Source organism: Streptomyces sp. SS8 (assembly GCF_054072955.1).
Map to the genome: position 1 here is coordinate 15,125 of NZ_JBSVCZ010000021.1, position 17,201 is coordinate 32,325.

General features: G+C 74.5%; 16 protein-coding genes. 10 read left to right on the plus strand and 6 right to left on the minus strand.

The features are described from left to right. Positions 1–334 precede the first annotated feature (334 nt). The 8 genes from fbaA (at position 335) to ACW69E_RS19810 (ending at position 9,280) form a co-directional block, all read left to right on the plus strand. A complete protein-coding gene (fbaA, locus tag ACW69E_RS19775) occupies positions 335–1,357 on the plus strand; it encodes a class II fructose-bisphosphate aldolase (protein ID WP_457499606.1) in 1,023 nt (340 codons plus the stop codon). A 206-nt stretch (positions 1,358–1,563) separates the two neighbouring features. Further along, entirely contained in the window at positions 1,564–1,977 is a 414-nt protein-coding gene (locus ACW69E_RS19780) for a DUF3151 domain-containing protein (protein ID WP_206350355.1), read from the plus strand. Between the two features lie 162 nt (positions 1,978–2,139). Beyond that, complete coding sequence (locus ACW69E_RS19785; RefSeq protein WP_457499607.1) at positions 2,140–3,042, plus strand: tryptophan 2,3-dioxygenase family protein; 903 nt, start codon at positions 2,140–2,142, stop codon at positions 3,040–3,042. Next, a complete protein-coding gene (gene kynU / locus ACW69E_RS19790) occupies positions 3,035–4,309 on the plus strand; it encodes a kynureninase (protein ID WP_457499608.1) in 1,275 nt (424 codons plus the stop codon). Before ACW69E_RS19785 ends, kynU begins: the two co-directional genes overlap by 8 nt. Further along, positions 4,302–5,096: an alpha/beta fold hydrolase gene (locus ACW69E_RS19795; protein ID WP_457499609.1), complete on the plus strand. Its 795-nt coding sequence runs from the start codon at positions 4,302–4,304 to the stop codon at positions 5,094–5,096. Before kynU ends, ACW69E_RS19795 begins: the two co-directional genes overlap by 8 nt. A 74-nt stretch (positions 5,097–5,170) precedes the next feature. After that, positions 5,171–6,628 carry a sensor histidine kinase gene (locus ACW69E_RS19800; RefSeq protein WP_457499610.1) on the plus strand — a complete coding sequence of 486 codons (1,458 nt, stop codon included), beginning with the start codon at positions 5,171–5,173 and terminating at the stop codon, positions 6,626–6,628. Continuing rightward, the gene (locus ACW69E_RS19805; RefSeq protein WP_457499611.1) at positions 6,625–7,290 is read left to right on the plus strand and encodes a response regulator; all 666 of its coding nucleotides are present in this window, start codon (positions 6,625–6,627) and stop codon (positions 7,288–7,290) included. Before ACW69E_RS19800 ends, ACW69E_RS19805 begins: the two co-directional genes overlap by 4 nt. Before the next feature lie 139 nt (positions 7,291–7,429). After that, positions 7,430–9,280, plus strand: coding sequence for a protein kinase domain-containing protein (locus tag ACW69E_RS19810; protein WP_457499612.1), 1,851 nt, complete (start codon positions 7,430–7,432; stop codon positions 9,278–9,280). Here ACW69E_RS19810 and ACW69E_RS19815 read toward each other — a convergent pair. The 3 genes from ACW69E_RS19815 to ACW69E_RS19825 all read right to left on the minus strand — a co-directional run bounded on the left by ACW69E_RS19815 (position 9,264) and on the right by ACW69E_RS19825 (position 12,722). Continuing rightward, complete coding sequence (locus ACW69E_RS19815; RefSeq protein ID WP_457499613.1) at positions 9,264–9,962, minus strand: hypothetical protein; 699 nt, start codon at positions 9,960–9,962, stop codon at positions 9,264–9,266. The genes ACW69E_RS19810 and ACW69E_RS19815 overlap by 17 nt on opposite strands. Positions 9,963–10,116: 154 nt before the next feature. Continuing rightward, the gene (locus tag ACW69E_RS19820; protein WP_457499614.1) at positions 10,117–11,754 is read right to left on the minus strand and encodes an ABC transporter permease; all 1,638 of its coding nucleotides are present in this window, start codon (positions 11,752–11,754) and stop codon (positions 10,117–10,119) included. Then, entirely contained in the window at positions 11,751–12,722 is a 972-nt protein-coding gene (locus tag ACW69E_RS19825) for an ABC transporter ATP-binding protein (RefSeq protein WP_457499615.1), read from the minus strand. Before ACW69E_RS19825 ends, ACW69E_RS19820 begins: the two co-directional genes overlap by 4 nt. A 96-nt stretch (positions 12,723–12,818) precedes the next feature. Between ACW69E_RS19825 and ACW69E_RS19830 the strand changes: the two genes are divergently transcribed. Then, complete coding sequence (locus tag ACW69E_RS19830; RefSeq protein ID WP_457499681.1) at positions 12,819–13,379, plus strand: GbsR/MarR family transcriptional regulator; 561 nt, start codon at positions 12,819–12,821, stop codon at positions 13,377–13,379. 64 nt (positions 13,380–13,443) lie between these two features. Here ACW69E_RS19830 and ACW69E_RS19835 read toward each other — a convergent pair whose 3' ends face one another. Further along, on the minus strand, positions 13,444–14,310 hold the full coding sequence (locus ACW69E_RS19835) for a diacylglycerol kinase (protein ID WP_457499616.1): 867 nt from the start codon (positions 14,308–14,310) through the stop codon (positions 13,444–13,446). A gap of 304 nt (positions 14,311–14,614) precedes the next feature. On the opposite strand from ACW69E_RS19835, the gene ACW69E_RS19840 reads away from it, so the two are divergent. Next, on the plus strand, positions 14,615–15,898 hold the full coding sequence (locus tag ACW69E_RS19840) for an adenylosuccinate synthase (protein ID WP_457499617.1): 1,284 nt from the start codon (positions 14,615–14,617) through the stop codon (positions 15,896–15,898). A 134-nt stretch (positions 15,899–16,032) separates the two neighbouring features. On the opposite strand, the gene ACW69E_RS19845 is transcribed toward ACW69E_RS19840, so the two are convergent. Further along, positions 16,033–16,506 carry a MarR family winged helix-turn-helix transcriptional regulator gene (locus tag ACW69E_RS19845; protein WP_457499618.1) on the minus strand — a complete coding sequence of 158 codons (474 nt, stop codon included), beginning with the start codon at positions 16,504–16,506 and terminating at the stop codon, positions 16,033–16,035. Continuing rightward, entirely contained in the window at positions 16,503–17,114 is a 612-nt protein-coding gene (locus tag ACW69E_RS19850) for a DJ-1/PfpI family protein (protein WP_457499619.1), read from the minus strand. Before ACW69E_RS19850 ends, ACW69E_RS19845 begins: the two co-directional genes overlap by 4 nt. Positions 17,115–17,201: the final 87 nt, after the last annotated feature.

The window sequence follows — 17,201 nt, forward strand, 5'->3', positions numbered from 1 at the left end:
CGCCTCCGCCGTCCCCCCTGGCTCCGGCCCCGGTTCCGGCCCCGCGCAAACCTCGCGGGGCGACCGGAGAGGTCCGTGAGAGTCACTGTTTCACGTGAAACGGTGACTCTCTGTGGCCCGGCCGGCGGTGCGGGGGCGACCCCCGGCAGGCCCTCGGCCGGTCCCCGGCCGGGCCGTGGTGGGCGAACCGGCCCCTCCGGGGGCTCCCGTCCCGTCCCCCGGACGCGGGGGTGGAGCAATCTCACACGTCTGGGAGGATGGGGACGACGATGACGTCGTTCCGTTGACCCACACCAGAGCCTTAGAGCTTCGCAAACCATCAAGGAGCGGACAGATGCCCATCGCAACCCCCGAGGTCTACAACGAGATGCTCGACAGGGCGAAGGCAGGCAGGTTCGCCTACCCCGCCATCAACGTGACCTCGACGCAGACGCTGCACGCCGCGCTGCGCGGTTTCGCCGAGGCGGAGAGCGACGGCATCATCCAGATCTCCACCGGCGGTGCCGAGTTCCTGGGCGGCCAGTACAGCAAGGACATGGTGACCGGTGCGGTCGCGCTGGCCGAGTTCGCGCACATCGTCGCCGAGAAGTACCCGGTCAACGTCGCGCTGCACACCGACCACTGCCCCAAGGGCAAGCTGGACGGCTATGTGCGCCCGCTGCTGGAGCTCTCCCGCAAGCGCGTCGAGGCGGGCATGAACCCGCTGTTCCAGTCCCACATGTGGGACGGTTCGGCCGAGACCCTGGCCGACAACCTGGAGATCGCCCAGGAGCTGCTGGCCGCCGCCGCTGCCGCGAAGATCATCCTCGAGGTCGAGATCACCCCGACCGGCGGTGAGGAGGACGGGGTCAGCCACGAGATCAACGACGAGCTGTACACCACCGTCGACGACGCCATCCGCACCGCCGAGGCCCTGGGCCTGGGCGAGAAGGGCCGCTACCTGCTGGCCGCCTCCTTCGGCAACGTCCACGGCGTCTACAAGCCGGGCAACGTCGTGCTCCGCCCCGAGCTGCTGAAGGACCTCCAGGAGGGCGTGGCCGCCAAGTTCGGCAAGCAGGACCCGTTCGACTTCGTCTTCCACGGCGGCTCCGGCTCCACCGAGCAGGAGATCGCCACCGCGCTGGACAACGGCGTGGTGAAGATGAACCTCGACACCGACACCCAGTACGCGTTCACCCGCCCCGTCGCGGACCACATGCTCCGCAACTACGACGGTGTGCTGAAGGTGGACGGCGAGGTCGGCGACAAGAAGACCTACGACCCGCGCAGCTGGGGCAAGCTGGCCGAGAAGAGCATGGCCGAGCGCGTCGCCAAGGCGTGCGCCGACCTGCGCTCCACCGGCACCCGCATGAAGTAACGTCCGGCGAGGCGCACCAGCACCACCTGCATCTCTCCGTACGGTCCCCCGTCCGGCCGCCCCGGGCCCGGGCGGGGGACCGTACGGACGCGAGCCCGGTACCCGGCATCCGCCGCGGACGCCGGGCTCGTCGCGTACTGCCCTCCGCATGCCGTCCTCCGCACGCCGCCCTCCGCTCACCGGCGGCGAGCGTGCAGACTGGGGCCATGGCCATTCACGAGAACCTGCTCGGGGGACCGCCCCCGACCCACCTTCCCGACGATCCCGAGCCGCGTGAGCTGCTCGCCTCGGGCACCTCGCCCGCCGAGGTCGCCGCGGAGCACCCGACCTCCTCCCTGGCCTGGGCCCAGCTCGCGGACGACGCCTTCGCGGCCGGACGCACGGTCGAGTCGTACGCGTACGCCCGCACCGGCTACCACCGCGGCCTGGACGCCCTGCGCCGCAGCGGCTGGAAGGGGCACGGCCCGATTCCGTTCGAGCACGAGCCGAACCGGGGCTTCCTGCGTGCCCTGCACGCCCTCGCCCGCGCCGCCCAGGCCATCGGTGAGCAGGAGGAGTACGAGCGCTGCACCACCTTCCTGAAGGAGAGCTCGCCCACCGCGGCGGCGACGCTTTCCTGACGGTCCTCCCGGCAGTTCTCCCGACGGCTCTCCCGTCGGGAGACGCCTTCCGGCGGGAGATCCCTCCCGACCGGCCCTTGCCGTCGCCGGGCCCCGAACCGATGATCTGCGGAGAAGGCCCGGCGACCCCGGGCGAGCGCGCGAGGAGAACAGAGAACAGCCATGCCGTCAGAGCCGTCAGAGCCGTCACAGCCGACCGGTACGTCACAGCCGACCGGAGCGCGGTCCGGGACCGGTGCCGGAGCCGAGAGCGGTTCGGAGAACCCGAACCTCGACTTCGCGGGCACCACACCGTACGAGGACTACGTCAGGGCGGACGTCCTCACCCACCTCCAGCACCCCCTCTCCGACGACCCCGGGGAGATGTCCTTCCTGGTGACCACACAGGTGATGGAGCTGTGGTTCACCGTCATCGTCCACGAGTGGACGGTCGCCTCCCGGGCGCTGCGCGCGGACGACCCGCGCACCGCGCTGGAGGCGCTCAGGCGCTCGGTGTACGAGATGCTCTCGCTCAACGCCTCCTGGGAGCCCCTGGCCCATCTCACCCCGGCGCAGTTCAACGCCTACCGCGGTGCCCTCGGCGAGGGGTCCGGCTTCCAGTCCGCGATGTACCGGCGCATGGAGTTCATGCTCGGGGAGAAGTCCGCGTCCATGCTCGTACCGCACCGCGGCGCGCCGCGCGTGTACGACGAGCTGGAGAAGGCCCTGCACGAGCCGAGCCTGTACGACGAGGTGCTGCGTTATCTGGCCCGCCGCGGCGAGGACATCCCCGGGGAGGTCACCGGCCGGGACGTCTCGCAGCGGTACGAGCCCCACCCGGCGGTCGAGCGGGTCTGGGCGCGCATCTACTCCGGCGACCCCGGCAGCGAGCTGCTGCGTCTGGGCGAGGCGCTGACCGAGGTGGCCGAGCAGGTCTGGCGCTGGCGCAACGACCATCTGGTGGCCACCCGCCGCGCGATGGGCTCCAAGCAGGGCACCGGCGGCTCCGCGGGTGTGGCCTGGCTGGAGAAGCGCGCCCGCAAGAACGTCTTCCCCGAGCTCTGGACGGCCCGCAGCCATGTCTGACGCAACCGAGAACGCACCCGGAAACGCCCCCGGGAACGCAGTGGGAAACACCGCCCTGCGCGAGGAGGCCGCGAAGCTCGACGCGGCCGACGCCCTGGCCGGCCGGCGCGACGCCTTCGTCCTGGAGGACGAGAAGGGCGAGAGCGTCGTCTACCTCGACGGCAACTCCCTGGGCGCGCTGCCCCGTTCCGTGCCCGCCCGCGTCGCGGACGTGGTGGAGCGCGAGTGGGGGCGGCTGCGGATCCGCTCCTGGACCGAGTCCGGCTGGTGGACCGCGCCCGAGCGGGTCGGCGATCTGATCGCCCCGATCGTCGGCGCCGCGCCCGGCCAGATCGTGGCGGGCGACTCCACCAGCGTCAACGTCCTCAAGGCGGTGGTCGCCGCGATCCGGATGGCCCGCGAGGACAACCCGGCCCGCACCGACCTGCTGGTGGACGCCACCACCTTCCCCACCGACGGCTACATCGCCGCCTCCGCGGCCCGGCTGACCGGCGCCGCGGTCCGCGCGATCCCGCCCGGAGGCATCCCCGGCTCGGTGGGCCCGCGTACCGCCGCCGTGCTGGTCAACCACGTCGACTACCGCACTGGCGAGCTCCACGACCTGCCCGGCATCACCGCCGCCGCCCACGAGGCGGGGGCGTACACGGTGTGGGACCTGTGCCACAGCGCGGGCGCCCTCCCGGTCGGGCTGGACGAGCACGGCGTGGACCTGGCCGTCGGCTGCACGTACAAGTACCTCAACGGCGGCCCCGGCGCCCCGGCCTACCTCTACGTCCGCAGCGGTCTCCAGCCGCGCTTCGACTCCCCGCTGCCCGGCTGGCACTCGCACGCCGACCCGTTCGGCATGAGCCACGAGTACGAGCCCGCCGACGGCGCGCCGCGCGGCCGGGTCGGCACGCCGGACATCCTGTCCATGCTGGCGCTGGAGGAGGCGCTGAAGGTCTGGGACGGGGTGGACGTGGCGGCCGTGCGCGCCAAGAGCCTGGCCCTGACGGACTTCTTCCTGCGCTGCGTGGGCGGTTACGTGCCCTCCGGGCGCGTGGAGTCGGCGACCCCGGCCGAGCACGCCCGGCGCGGCAGCCAGATCGCGCTGCGCTGCGCGGACGCCGGGGAGGTGATGGCAGAGCTGGTCGCGCGCGGCGTGGTGGGCGACTTCCGCCGCCCGGACGTGCTGCGCTTCGGCTTCACCCCGCTGTACACGTCCTTCGCCGACGCCGAGCTGGCCGCCCGGGTCCTCGGCGAGGTGCTGGCGGAGCGCGATGCCTGAGACGGCGTCCGCGGGCGGGACGGAGGAGGCGGCGCTGCTGGGCCTGGCCCCGGCGGCGCCGTCCGCCGCCGAGCGCTACGGCCCCCATCCCTCGCAGGTGATCGACCTGCACGGCCCGCCCGGCGGGCCCCTGGTGGCCGTACTGCACGGCGGCTTCTGGCGCGAGGCGTACGACCGCGTCCACCTGTCCCCGCTCGCCGCCGCGCTGGCCTGCGGGTACGGGCTGCGGGTGGCGCTGGTGGAGTACCGGCGCGTCGGCGGGGGCGGCGGCCGGCCGGGCACCTTCGAGGACGTCGGCGCCGCCCTGGAGCATCTGCGCGGAGTTGGGGAGCTCCGGGCACTGGCCGGGCACTCGGCGGGCGGCCACCTCGCCCTGTGGGCGGCCTCCCGCGGCCTGGCGCGGTGCCCGGTGGTCGCCGTCGCCCCGGTCGCCGATCTCGCCCGCGCCCATGAACTGGACCTGAGCGGCGGCGCGGTGGCCGAGCTGCTGGGCGGCGAGGAGCACCTCGCGGCCCGGCTGCCCGAGGCCGACCCGATGCTGCTGCCGCCGCCGGACCCGGAGGCGGTCCCCGTGGTGCTGCTGCACGGCACCGAGGACGCGGACGTCCCCGTCGAGCTGTCCCGCCGCTACGCCGCCGCCCGGCCCGCGGCCCGGCTCGCCGAGCTGCCCGGCACCGGCCACTACGCGCCCGTCACCCCGGGCACGGCGGCCTTCGGGCTGCTGGCGCGGGAGCTGGCGCGGTACGCGGGCGTGAGGCACCTGGGTGTGAGGCACCTGGGCGTGTAGTACCTGAGAGGGACCTCCGAGGATGCGACCGCGGGCGGACGACCCCGGCGCCCGCGGTCCCTAGTGTCGTCACCGTGACCGACACCACGAACCCGGCCGCGGCGAAGACGGCGGCCACCGGGACGGCCGGCGGCTCCCGACAGCCCACCGAACTGCGGATGGCCCGCGACGCCCTGCACGACCTGCGCGCGGACCTGCTGACCGGAGCCTTCGCCTTCCGGCCGCTGCCACCGCTGCCCGAGGACCACCGCCTGCTGCGCCCGCTGCCCGCCGCCCTGCGCGGTCCGGCCCGCCGGCTGCCGCATCTGGCCCTGGTGGGCCTGGCACTGCTGCTGATGTTCATCGAGGTCGTCAACTCCTACTCCAGCGACGGCGGTTTCGTACGGGCGCTGTTCCTCGGCGTGCCGCTGGTCGTGCTGCTCTTCCGGCCGGTCGGTGCCTTCTGGCTGTCGCTGGGCGGCATGCTCTTCACGGCGGCCGTCGCCCCCGGTGCCTGGGTCGCCTGGCCCTGGACGGGTGTCTCCTTCGTGGCGCATCTGGTGGTGCTGCTGGGCGTCGCCGCCCGCACCCGCCCCCGGATCTCGCTCCACATGTGGCTGCTGACCGCACTGGTCGGCGGGCTCGCCGCCGTGACGGACCCCTACCGGGGCGCTGCGGTCGCCTTCGCCATGACGGTGGTCTCGGGGATCGCCCTCACCCTGCTGCTCGCCGTGCGCGGCTGGCGCGACTCGCGCCGGCAGGTCGTCGAGCAGGTCGCGGTGGTGGAGGAGGAGCGGTCCCGGCGCACCCTGCTGGAGGAGCGCACCACCATCGCCCGCGAGCTGCACGACGTGGTGGCCCACCACATGTCGGTGGTCGCCATCCAGGCCGAGGCGGCCCCCTACCGGGTCCAGGACCCGCCCGAGGAACTGGTGGCGGCGCTGGCCACCATCCGCCAGAACGCGGTGACGGCCCTGACCGAACTGCGCCGCGTCCTGGGCGTCGTCCGCGCCGACCTGCCGGGTGATCTGGACGACTGGGGTCCGGAGGCGCCGCAGCCCACCCTCGCCGATCTCGACGGTCTGCTGGAGAACGTACGCCGGGCCGGGCTGGAGGTGGAGTCGGTGACCACCGGGAGGCCGCGGCCGCTGCCGCAGGGCGTGGAGCTGTCCGCGTACCGCATCGTGCAGGAGGCGCTGAGCAACGCCCTGCGCCACGCGCCCGGTGCGAGTGCCCGGGTGGAGCTGGGCTACGTACCGGTCGGGCTCGGCCTGCGGATCGTCAACGGACCGCCCGGCGGACCGGTGAAGGCGTCCGGGGGGTCCGGGCACGGACTGATGGGGATGCGGGAGCGCGCGGCGATGCTCGGGGGCGAGCTGACGGCCGAGGAGACCGGGGACGGCGGCTTCGCGGTGGAGGCGTTCCTGCCGGTGGGGCATGACGCCGCACCGGACGCCGCGCCGGGTTCCGCGCCGGGGACAGTACCGGGCTCCGCGCCGGGCACAGCGCCGGACGCCGCACCGGGGGTCGTGCTCCGCAAGGACGCGCCGTGATCCGGGTGGTGATCACCGACGACCAGATGATGGTCCGCGAGGGCTTCTCCGTCCTGCTGAACGCCCAGCCGGACATGGAGGTCGTCGGCGAGGCGGTCAACGGGCGCGAGGCGGTGGAGGCGGTCGCCCGGCTGGAACCGGACGTCGTGCTGATGGACATCCGCATGCCCGTGGCCAACGGGCTGGAGGCCACCCGTGAGATCTGCGCCTCCGGATCGGCCGCCAGGGTGCTGATCCTGACCACCTACGACCTGGACGAGTACGTCTACCAGGCGCTGCGCGCCGGGGCGAGCGGCTTCCTGCTCAAGGACGCCTCCGCCGGCCAGCTGGCCGAGGGGGTGCGGACGGTGGCGGCCGGCGAGGCGCTGCTCGCGCCGACGGTCACCCGGCGGCTGATCGCGGAGTTCTCCCGGCTCTCGGCCGCCGACGGCCCGCGCGCCCCGCTCAGGGAGCGCATCGGGGATCTGACCGAGCGCGAGACGCAGGTGCTCGCGCTCGTCGCCCGGGGCCTGTCCAACGGCGAGATCGCCGACCGGCTCGTCGTCGCCGAGTCCACCGTGAAGACGCATGTCAGCCGGGTGCTGGTCAAGCTGGGGCTGCGCGACCGCACCCAGGCGGCCGTCTTCGCCTACGAGTCGGGGCTCGTCGTCCCCGGAGGCTGACGCGCCCGGCACCGGACCGGGGAACCGCGCCCGGCACCGGGCACGGGGGAACCGGTCACGGATCGGTTGCCGTCGTCCCCGGCGTGCGTCCGCACCTCTATTCTCGACGGACGAGGTGAACGGGGAGGAGCCGCGCGCGATGGAACCACTGGGGGACGGTGACCCGCGCTGGATCGGCGCGTACAGGTTGCTGGGGAGACTGGGCGCGGGCGGGATGGGCCGGGTCTACCTGGCGCGTTCCGAACGCGGCCGTACGGTCGCGGTGAAGGTCGTCCAGGAGGAGCTGGCCCGTCAGCCCTCCTTCCGCGAGCGTTTCGCCAAGGAGGTCAACGCCGCGCGGCGGGTCGGGGGCCAGTGGACGGCTCCGGTGCTGGACGCCGACACCGATGCCGCGACCCCCTGGGTGGCCACCGGCTACATCGCCGGGCCGTCGCTGCAGGAGGTGGTGGACGAGGACTACGGGCCGCTGCCCGAGCACTCGGTGTACGCGCTGGCCGCCGGGCTGGTCGAGGCGCTGCGCGCGATCCACGGCGCGGAGCTGGTGCACCGCGATCTGAAGCCCTCGAACGTGCTGGTCACCATCGACGGGCCGAAGGTGATCGACTTCGGCATAGCCCGCGCCCTGGACTCGGTGACCGGGAGCGGGCTGACCCAGACCGGCGCCGTCATCGGCTCGCCCGGCTTCATGTCGCCCGAGCAGGTGCGCGGCGAGCGGGTCACCCCGGCCGGCGACGTCTTCTGCCTCGGCGCGGTGCTCGCCTACGCGGCGACCGGGCGGATGCCGTTCGGCACGGCCGACAGCGGCTTCCACGCCCTGCTGTTCCGCATCGCCGAGGAGGAGCCCGACCTGAGCGGTCTGTCCGGCCCGCTGCGCGAACTGGTGGCGGACTGCCTGGTCAAGAACCCGGCCGGCCGGCCCTCACTGGACGACCTGGCCGCCCGCGTCGCGGCGCACACGCCGCCCGGCGGGACCTGGCTGCCGGGCGAGGTGCTGGCCCAGCTCGGCCGCCACGCGGTGCGGCTGCTGGACAGTGAGGACCCGGAGACGGCGGCGAGCGCCCTCGCGCGGCCCGGGGCCGCGGTGGGCCCGGCCCCGTCCGCGCCGCCCGCCGCACCGGGCACGCCCGCGCCGCACACGGGACCCGCGCCGGGGGCCGCCCCGGGGTACACGGCGCCCGTTCCGCCGACCGTGCCGCCCCAGCCCGCCTACCCGTCGGGGCCGACCGCCGCGCCCTACGCGCCGCAGGCGCCCCGGTCGTGGCACTCCACGCCCCCGCCCCCGGTCACCGCCCCCTACCCCGCGCCCGGCGCCGCCGTGCGCCCCGGCGCCGCGCGCTCGGCGCGCACGCTGTCGCTCGTGCTGAGCGCCGGGCTGAGCGCGCTGCTGCTGTGCACGCTGGTGCAGCTCGTGCTCGACTTCCAGGTCTACGGGGAGCTGAACGAACTCCACGAGGGCGGCTACCTGGCGTACGCGGCCTTCGACCACGGCTCCCTGCGGAACACCACCGAGGTGATGGCGGTCCTCTCCGCGCTGTTCCAGCTGCCGGTGATCGTGCTGTGGCTGGTGTGGTTCTGGCGGGTCCGGGCGAACGCGGAGGCGTTCGCCCCCGGGCAGATCCGCTACCACCAGGGATGGGCGATCGGCTCCTGGCTGGTGCCGGTGATCTGGTTCTTCATGCCCAAGCAGATCATCAACGACGTCTGCGACCACAGCGACCCCACCTCCACCCGCACCACCTGGTACGGCCCGCGCCGGAGCAGCAACCGCGGCCTGCTCAACGGCTGGTGGACGATGTGGCTGACCGGCATGGTCGTCGGAGTCCTCAACTACCGGCCGTGGTACGAGGCCGAGACCGTCGACGAGGCGCAGGGCAGCGCGGCCCTCACGGTCCTCGCCGACTTCCTGGCCGTGCCCGCCACGGTACTGGCGATCCTGGTGGTCCTGCGGCTGACCTCCCTCCAGGACGACCGGATCAAGGCCGGCCGCTGACCCGCGGGTCGCCGGTCCGCCGGCCGCCGGTCCGCAGGCCACCGAACCGGCGACCGCCGGCCCGGCGCAGCCGGCGTACCGCGGACAGGGCCCCGGCGCGGTGGCGCAGGAGCACCGCGCCGGCCGCCAGCGCGGTCAGCCCGGCCAGCCCCGCCGCCCCGCCGAAGGCCGCCGCCGGGGAGGACCCGGTGCCCGGTTCCGCCGCGACGCCGGTGTGGGTGAAGGAGGCGGACAGCAGCTCCCCGGTGCCGCAGACCGCGACCACGGGGTAGCTGCCGCCGACGGCCAGCCCCTCCCGCAGCGGGGCGGTGGCGTGTCTCTCCAGGGCGGGACGGTCGTCGGCGCGTTCGAGCGCGACGGTCCGCTCGAAGGCGGGGGAGGAGACGACACCGCCCGAGCCGCCCGCCTCGCACACGGCGCGTACGCCGAGGGCCCCGCCTCCGTCCCCGCCCGCGCGGGCGGGGGTGAGGGTGAGCTCCTGGCCGGTGTCCGGCCCGCCGCCGCCCCCTTCCCCGCCCTCCGCGGCGGAGGCGGCCGTGGGGGCGGCCGCCAGCGCCAGGGCGGCGGCGGCCGTACCGGCGGCCAGCGTGCGGCGGGCGCGGCGGCACCGGAGGCGGGCGGGGGCGTGGGCGCGGGGACGGGGGGAGTGCATGGCGGAGACCTCCGCTGCGTTCGGGTGCACGTCGCCCCCATGCGAGCAGCGTCCCCGCCGTCCCGCATCCCCGGGTGGTGCGGGGGGATGACGCGGCTGCCCCGTACGGCGGAACGGGCCGGGCGGCACGGGAGGCGGGGGACGGGAGGCGGAACGGGCCCCCGCCCCGCCTCCCGCCGGTGCCTCAGCCGATGTCGCGGCGGCGGAAAGCGGCGAGCCCCGCCGCCGTCAGCGCCGCCGCGGCCAGCAGTATCCACAGGTACGGGGCCGCGGCCGGGTCCCCGCCCGGCAGCTTGGGCAGGTGCGTGAACGGTGTGAGGTTCATGACCGCCCGGGGCAGGTCGAGCGCGGGGCCGAGCCAGCCGATGACGAGCGCGCCGCCGACCAGCCCCCAGGCCGCCGGGGCCGCCCCGGGCACGGCGCCCAGGAGCAGCACCGCCACGCCGGTGAGCGCCCACACCGCCGGCGCCTGCGCGAGGACCGCGCCGGTCACCCGCCACACCGCGCCCGGCTCCCCGGCGGCCAGCCCGTAGCCCGCCCCCATGGCCAGACCGCAGGAGGCGAGCAGGACGGCCGATCCGGCGAAGGCGAAGAGCAGATGGCCGGCCGCCCAGCGCAGCCGGGGCACCGCGCCGGCCAGGATCGGCTCGGCGCGCTCGGACGTCTCCTCGCCGCGCATCCGCAGGACCGCGCCCACCGCGTAGATCGCGGTGATCATGCCGAACAGCCCGGCCATGGCGGCGAGGAAGGCGTCGGTGAGGCCCGAGGCGCCACCCATCCGCTCGATGATCTCGCGGCTCTGCTCGTTGTCGCCGAGCAGATCGCCCGCCCCCTCGGCCATGCCGCCGAAGACCAGACCCGCCAGGACCAGCCCGGTGCCCCAGCCCAGCAGCGAGCCGCGCTGGAGCCGGAAGGCCAGCCCGTAGGGGCCGTTGATCCGGCCGGTGGCCGGGCCGGGCCGGGTGGCCAGGAAGCTCGCACCGATGTCGCGCCGCCCGGCCAGCTCGTACGCGGCGGCCGTAACCGCCACCGCCAGGCCCAGGGACAGCAGCAGCACCCAGGGCCGTTCGTCGGCGAACGGCCGTGCGTTGCGCGCCCAGGCCAGGGGGGAGGCCCAGGCCAGGGGGGAGGAGCCGTCGGCGGTGCCGGAGTCCCCGGCGGCCCGCAGCACGAAGGCGGCGCCCAGTACGGCGCCGGTGAGCCCCTTGGCGAGCCGGGCGCTCTCGGTGAGCTGCGCGGCCAGGGCGGCGACCGCGGCGAAGACCAGCCCGGTGCTCCCCAGGGCGAGCCCGGTGGTCAGCGATCCGCCGGCGGGCAGCCCGACGCCCGTCAGGCCGAGGGTGACGAGGGCGGCGACGGCCGCGTTCGCGATCGCCGCGGCCAGCAGGGCGGAGGTGAGCGGGGCGCGGCGGCCCACCATCGCGGCGGAGATCAGCTCCTGGCGGCCGGTCTCCTCCTCCTCGCGGGTGTGCCGCACCACGATGATCATGCTCATGATGGCGATGAGCACGCTGCCGATGGTGAGCATCTCCCAGACGGCCAGGCCGCCCAGGGAACTGCTGAAGGCCGGGCCGTACACCGCGCGCATCGAGGTGTTGGCGTTCATCGACGCGACCATCTCGGCGCGTTCGGCGGCGGTGGGGTAGAACTGCTCGACGGCCGCGGCGTTCTGCACGGCGAGCACGGTCAGCAGCAGGACCCACACCGGGATCAGCACACGGTCGCGGCGCAGCGCGAGCCGCAGCAGCGCGCCGGCGCCGGCCAGGTCACGGCGAGAGCCGTCGCGGCGGGCGGCCGCCGCCGGCTGTGCGACGGCGGTCATGACGCCACGACCTCCTCGCCGTCGGCCGCCGCGGCGGCGCCGTTCCCGAGGCCCGCCGGCTTCCCGGGCCTCCCCGGCTCGTCCTGGTAGTGCCGCAGGAAGAGCTCCTCCAGGGTGGGCGGGGTGCTGGTCAGGCTCCGTACGCCGGTCTCCGAGAACCGCCGCAGCACGCCGTCCAGCTTGTCGGTGTCCACCTGGAGCCGCACCCGGTGGCCCCGCACGGACAGGTCGTGCACGCCGGGCAGGCCGGACAGCCCGTCCGGCTCGCCCGCCAGTTCGGCGCTGACGGAGGTGCGGGTCAGATGCCGCAGGTCGGCGAGCGACCCGCTCTCGACGGTGACGCCCCGGCGGATGATGCTCACCCGGTCGCACAGCGCCTCGACCTCGCTGAGGATGTGGCTGGACAGCAGCACCGTCCGCCCCCGGTCGCGCTCCTCGGCGACGCAGTCGCGGAAGACCCCCTCCATCAGCGGGTCGAGCCCGGAGGTCGGCTCGTCCAGGATCAGCAGCTCCACGTCGGAGGCGAAGGCGGCGACGAGGGCGACCTTCTGCCGGTTGCCCTTGGAGTAGGTGCGGCCCTTCTTGGTGGGGTCGAGCTCGAAGCGCTCCAGCAGCTCGTCGCGGCGCCGGGCGTCGAGCCCGCCGCGCAGCCGCCCGTAGAGGTCGATGACCTCGCCACCGGAGAGGTTGCGCCACAGGGTCACGTCACCGGGCACGTAGGCGACGCGGCGGTGGAGCTCGACGGCGTCCCGCCAGGGATCGCCGTCCAGCAGCCGGGCGGTGCCGGAGTCGGCGCGCAGCAGGCCCAGCAGGACGCGGATGGTGGTGGACTTCCCCGAGCCGTTGGGCCCGAGGAAGCCGTGGACCTCGCCGGTCTCGACGTGCAGGTCGAGTCCGTCGAGCGCGCGGGTGCGGCCGAAGGTCTTCACGAGACCGGAGACCGAGATGGCGGTGGTTGCCTTGGTCATGGTTGCGAAGCTACTCTAATTTCAGAAATTTGCGAAGACAGAAAACGGCCAGGATGGTCCAGGCGTTCGTGACCTGCGAGGATGGGGCCCGTGGTGGTGAGTGAACAGCCGAACGAGCCGAACGGACAGGTCGAGCCGACCGGGCGGCCCGTGGACCCGCGCACGCGGCCCTACGGCCCCGAGGTCGCCGAGTTCGTCGAGCGTTTCGCCGCCGAGCTGACCGAGGCGGGCATGCAGCGCATGGCCTCGCGGGTCTTCGCCTGCCTGCTGACCGAGGACTCCGGCACCCTCGGCTCCGCCGAGCTCTCCGAGCGCCTGCGGATCAGCCCGGCCGCCGTCTCCGGCGCCATCCGCTACCTCTCCCAGGTCCATCTGGTCACCCGCGAACGGGAACCGGGCTCGCGCCGGGAGCGCTACCGGGTGCACGCGGACGTCTGGTACGAGGCGATGACCGACCGCGACGCGCTGCTCGGGCGGTGGGGCGCCACCTTCGACCAGGGCCTCAAGGCCGTCGGCCCCGACACCCCGGCGGGCCGCCGCATAGCCGAGACGGCGGAGTTCTTCGACTTCATGCGGCGGGAGCTGGCCATGATGCTGGACCGCTGGCACGCCCACCGCGAGGCCGTGCGCGGCGGCGACTCCTCCGAGCCCTCCTGACGCGCGTCCGCCGCCCGGCCCGCGGAAGCCCCGGGTCCGGCTCCGAGCCCGGCCCCGGGCGGTCTCAGACGGGCGAGGGCCGCTGGGGCGGTACGCCCGGCGCGGTGGCCGGAGGGCCCGCCGGAGGTACGGTCAGGCGCAGCGCCGAGGGGTGCGCCGTCCAGGTGCGGGTGAGGACGGGACCGGAGACCACCGCGTCGGCGCGGTAGCGGAAGTGCGGCCCCGAGACCGTGACCGTGCGGGCCCGCGCCCGCACCGGGCCGTCCTCCGGCCGCCGCCGCACGACCACGTCCACCAGACCGCCGCCCGGTGTGAGCGAGACCCGCTCCACCGGGCTGTCGAGATCGGTCAGCAGCACCCCGTCGGCCTCGACGCGCAGCCGCGCCGCCCCGGGGCCGGGCGCGGGCCGGGTCAGGGTGCGCACCAGGGAGCGGCAGCGGCCCAGCGGTCCGCGCGCCGGTCCGCCCCCTGTACCCCGCCGCTCCCGCTCACCGTGCAGCGGCGGGATGCGCAGACCCCCCAGCACCACGCCGCCGCTGTCGTCTATCAGCAGGTCGAAGCGTCTCTCCCGGCCCTCCAGCACCGTCCGCGCCGCCCGTACCGCGTCCAGCGGCACCCCCAGCGTCCCGGCCAGCGCCACCGACCCCGGCCGCCCCACCGGCACCACCGACAGCGCGCAGTGCGCCAGCCCGCGCTCCAGGTGCAGCAGCCGCACCGCCCGCAGCAGCGCCCGGTCGTCCCCTATCACCACCGGGCGCCTGCGGCCCCGGCGGGCCAGCGCCCGCGCGGCCTCCTCGGGGCCGTCCGGCAGGCACACCTTCACTCCGGGAGAGCCCGCGGCCAGCACGTCCCTGGCGATCCGTACGGACTCCCCGTCCGTACGGCGTGCGAGGGGGTCGACGAGCACGAGCAGCGGATGCGGAACCGGCACCTCGGTCCTTCCTTCGGTCGTCCCGGCCGCCTGCGGCCACCGGGGGCGGCCGGAATCGGCGGCCGCGGGGGGGAGTTGGCTGTGGTGGGTACGGACGGCGGGATCGGCGGGGGTGCGGCCGGGGGTCGTCGCGTTCGCCTCCCGTCGGAGGAGTCCGGTAATCTCTCGGTGCAAGAGCCCCTGTCGCTGTTGCGGTCAGGGGTTTCGTCGATTCGGGGCACCGGTCCGACGGTTCTTGTCAGCGCGTTCGGTCCACGGCCGACACGCACGTTGGACATGCCCCGGCCGGAAGGGGTGTACGCCTGTGCCCGCACTCGTGCTGCTCGGCGCTCAGTGGGGTGATGAAGGCAAGGGGAAGGCCACCGACCTGCTCGGTGGCTCGGTGGACTACGTGGTGCGCTACCAGGGTGGCAACAACGCCGGCCACACGGTCGTCGTCGGCGACCAGAAGTACGCGCTCCACCTCCTCCCCTCCGGCATCCTCTCCCCGGGCTGTGTCCCGGTGATCGGAAACGGCGTCGTGGTGGACCCGGCGGTCCTGCTCTCCGAGCTGAGTGGGCTCGAAGAGCGCGGCGTGGACACGTCCAAGCTGCTGATCAGCGGAAACGCGCATCTGATCACGCCGTACCACACCACGATGGACAAGGTGACCGAGCGCTTCCTGGGCAAGCGCAAGATCGGCACCACCGGCCGCGGCATCGGCCCGACGTACGCGGACAAGATCAACCGCGTGGGCATCCGCGTCCAGGACCTCTTCGACGAGTCGATCCTGACGCAGAAGGTCGAGGCGGCCCTCGACCAGAAGAACCAGATCCTCGCCAAGCTCTACAACCGCCGGGCCATCGCCGTGGAGCAGGTGGTCGAGGAACTGCTCGGCTACGCGGACGCGCTGCGCGGCTACGTCTGCGACACCACCCTGCTGCTCAACGACGCGCTCGATCAGGACAAGGTCGTCCTCTTCGAGGGCGGCCAGGGCACGCTGCTGGACGTGGACCACGGCACCTACCCCTTCGTGACCTCCTCCAACCCGACCGCCGGCGGCGCCTGCACCGGCGCGGGGGTGGGCCCGACGAGGATCGACCGGGTCATCGGCATCCTCAAGGCGTACACCACGCGCGTGGGCGCCGGGCCGTTCCCGACCGAGCTGTTCGACGAGGACGGCGAGAAGCTGCGCACCATCGGCGGCGAGCGCGGCGTCACCACCGGCCGCGACCGGCGCTGCGGCTGGTTCGACGCGGTGATCGCCCGGTACGCCACCCGCGTCAACGGGCTCACCGACTTCTTCCTCACCAAGCTGGACGTGCTCACCGGCTGGGAGAGCATCCCGGTCTGCGTCGCCTACGAGATCGACGGTCGGCGGGTCACCGAGCTGCCCTACAGCCAGACCGACTTCCACCACGCCAAGCCGGTCTACGAGATGCTGCCGGGCTGGTCCGAGGACATCTCGGGGGCCAAGGAGTTCTCCGACCTGCCGAAGAACGCGCAGGCCTACGTGAAGGCGCTGGAGGAGATGTCGGGCGCGCCCGTCTCCGCCATCGGCGTCGGCCCGGGCCGGGACGAGACGATCCAGATCAACTCGTTCCTCTGACCGGGGGACCCTGACCGGGGACTCCTGACCGGGGACCCCGGCCGGGCCTCCCGCCGACCGCACCCACCGGGGGGCCGCGCCGTACTCGACGGCGCGGCCCCCCGGTGCGTGGACCGGTGCGCGGTCCCGCGCGCTCACACCCCCGCCGGCCCGGCGCCGTCCGCGTCCCGCGCCTCCAGGCCGTCCAGCGCCTTCGACAGCCGCTCCAGCGCGTCGCGCACCTCGGCGAAGGCATCCTCGCCGCCCAGCGCCTCGCCCAGGCGCGCGGCGAACTCCGCGTGGCCCGGGGTGATCCGGTCCACCGCCGCGCGGCCCTCCTCGGTGGGGGCGAGCAGCTTGGCGCGGCGGTGCGCGGGGTTGGGCTCGTACACCGCCAGGCCGCGCTCGACCAGCAGGTCCGCCACGCGCTGCACGCTCTGCCGGGTGACGCCCATGGCACGGGCTATGCCGGACACCGGCAGCGGCTCGCGCAGCACCGCGCCGAGCACCTGCCACCAGGCGGCGGTCAGCCCGGCGGGCCGGGCCAGCCGCTCGGCGGCGGACAGGAACCGCCCGTTCAGCCGGAAGACGGCCAGCGCCGTGTCCGACAGCAGTCCGGGGGCGCTCACGCCGCCCCGCTCGCGCCCTCGTGGGCCGCCAGCACCCCGTAGGCGCTCGCGTCGGAGTGCCGGAACAGCCGGAACCAGGCGTCGAGCACCTCGGGCGGGTACACCTCCAGCCGGGTCAGGATCTCGCGGGCGAACGCCACCGGCTCGGTGGGGCCGGCGGTGATCAGGTCCCCGTCGGCGCAGGCGTCGGTCTCGCGGTAGTGGCCGCCGCCCCGGTAGCCGGTGGCGGCCAGCACCTCGGCGGCGGCGCCGGTGTGGGGGCGGTCGTCGAGCAGTCCCTCCTTCGCCAGCCCGGTCACGGCCCCGCAGATGGCCGCGACGGGCACCCCGGCCTCCAGGAAGGCGCGGGCCGCCGCGGCGAAGGGCGGAAGCACCTTCTCCCAGGCGTCCGCTCCCGGCAGGATCAGCAGCGCGCTGTCGGCGGGCCGCAGGTCGGCGACGGACAGGCCGGGCGACACCTGCATGCCGCCCATGCTGATCACGGGCTCGCCGCTCTCGCCGACGTACACCACATGGTGTCCGGCGCCGGTCAGGGCGGTGGTGGCGTAGGGGATCTCCCAGTCGGCGAAGGTGTCGTAGACGGCTACGTGCACGGTCCTGCGTTCCATGGCCCCTCCCCGGAGCTGATCGCCGGGACGCTTATGACACCATGTTGTCACTTCGACAGGAAGCTGTCAAAAAGCGGACGCTAGGCT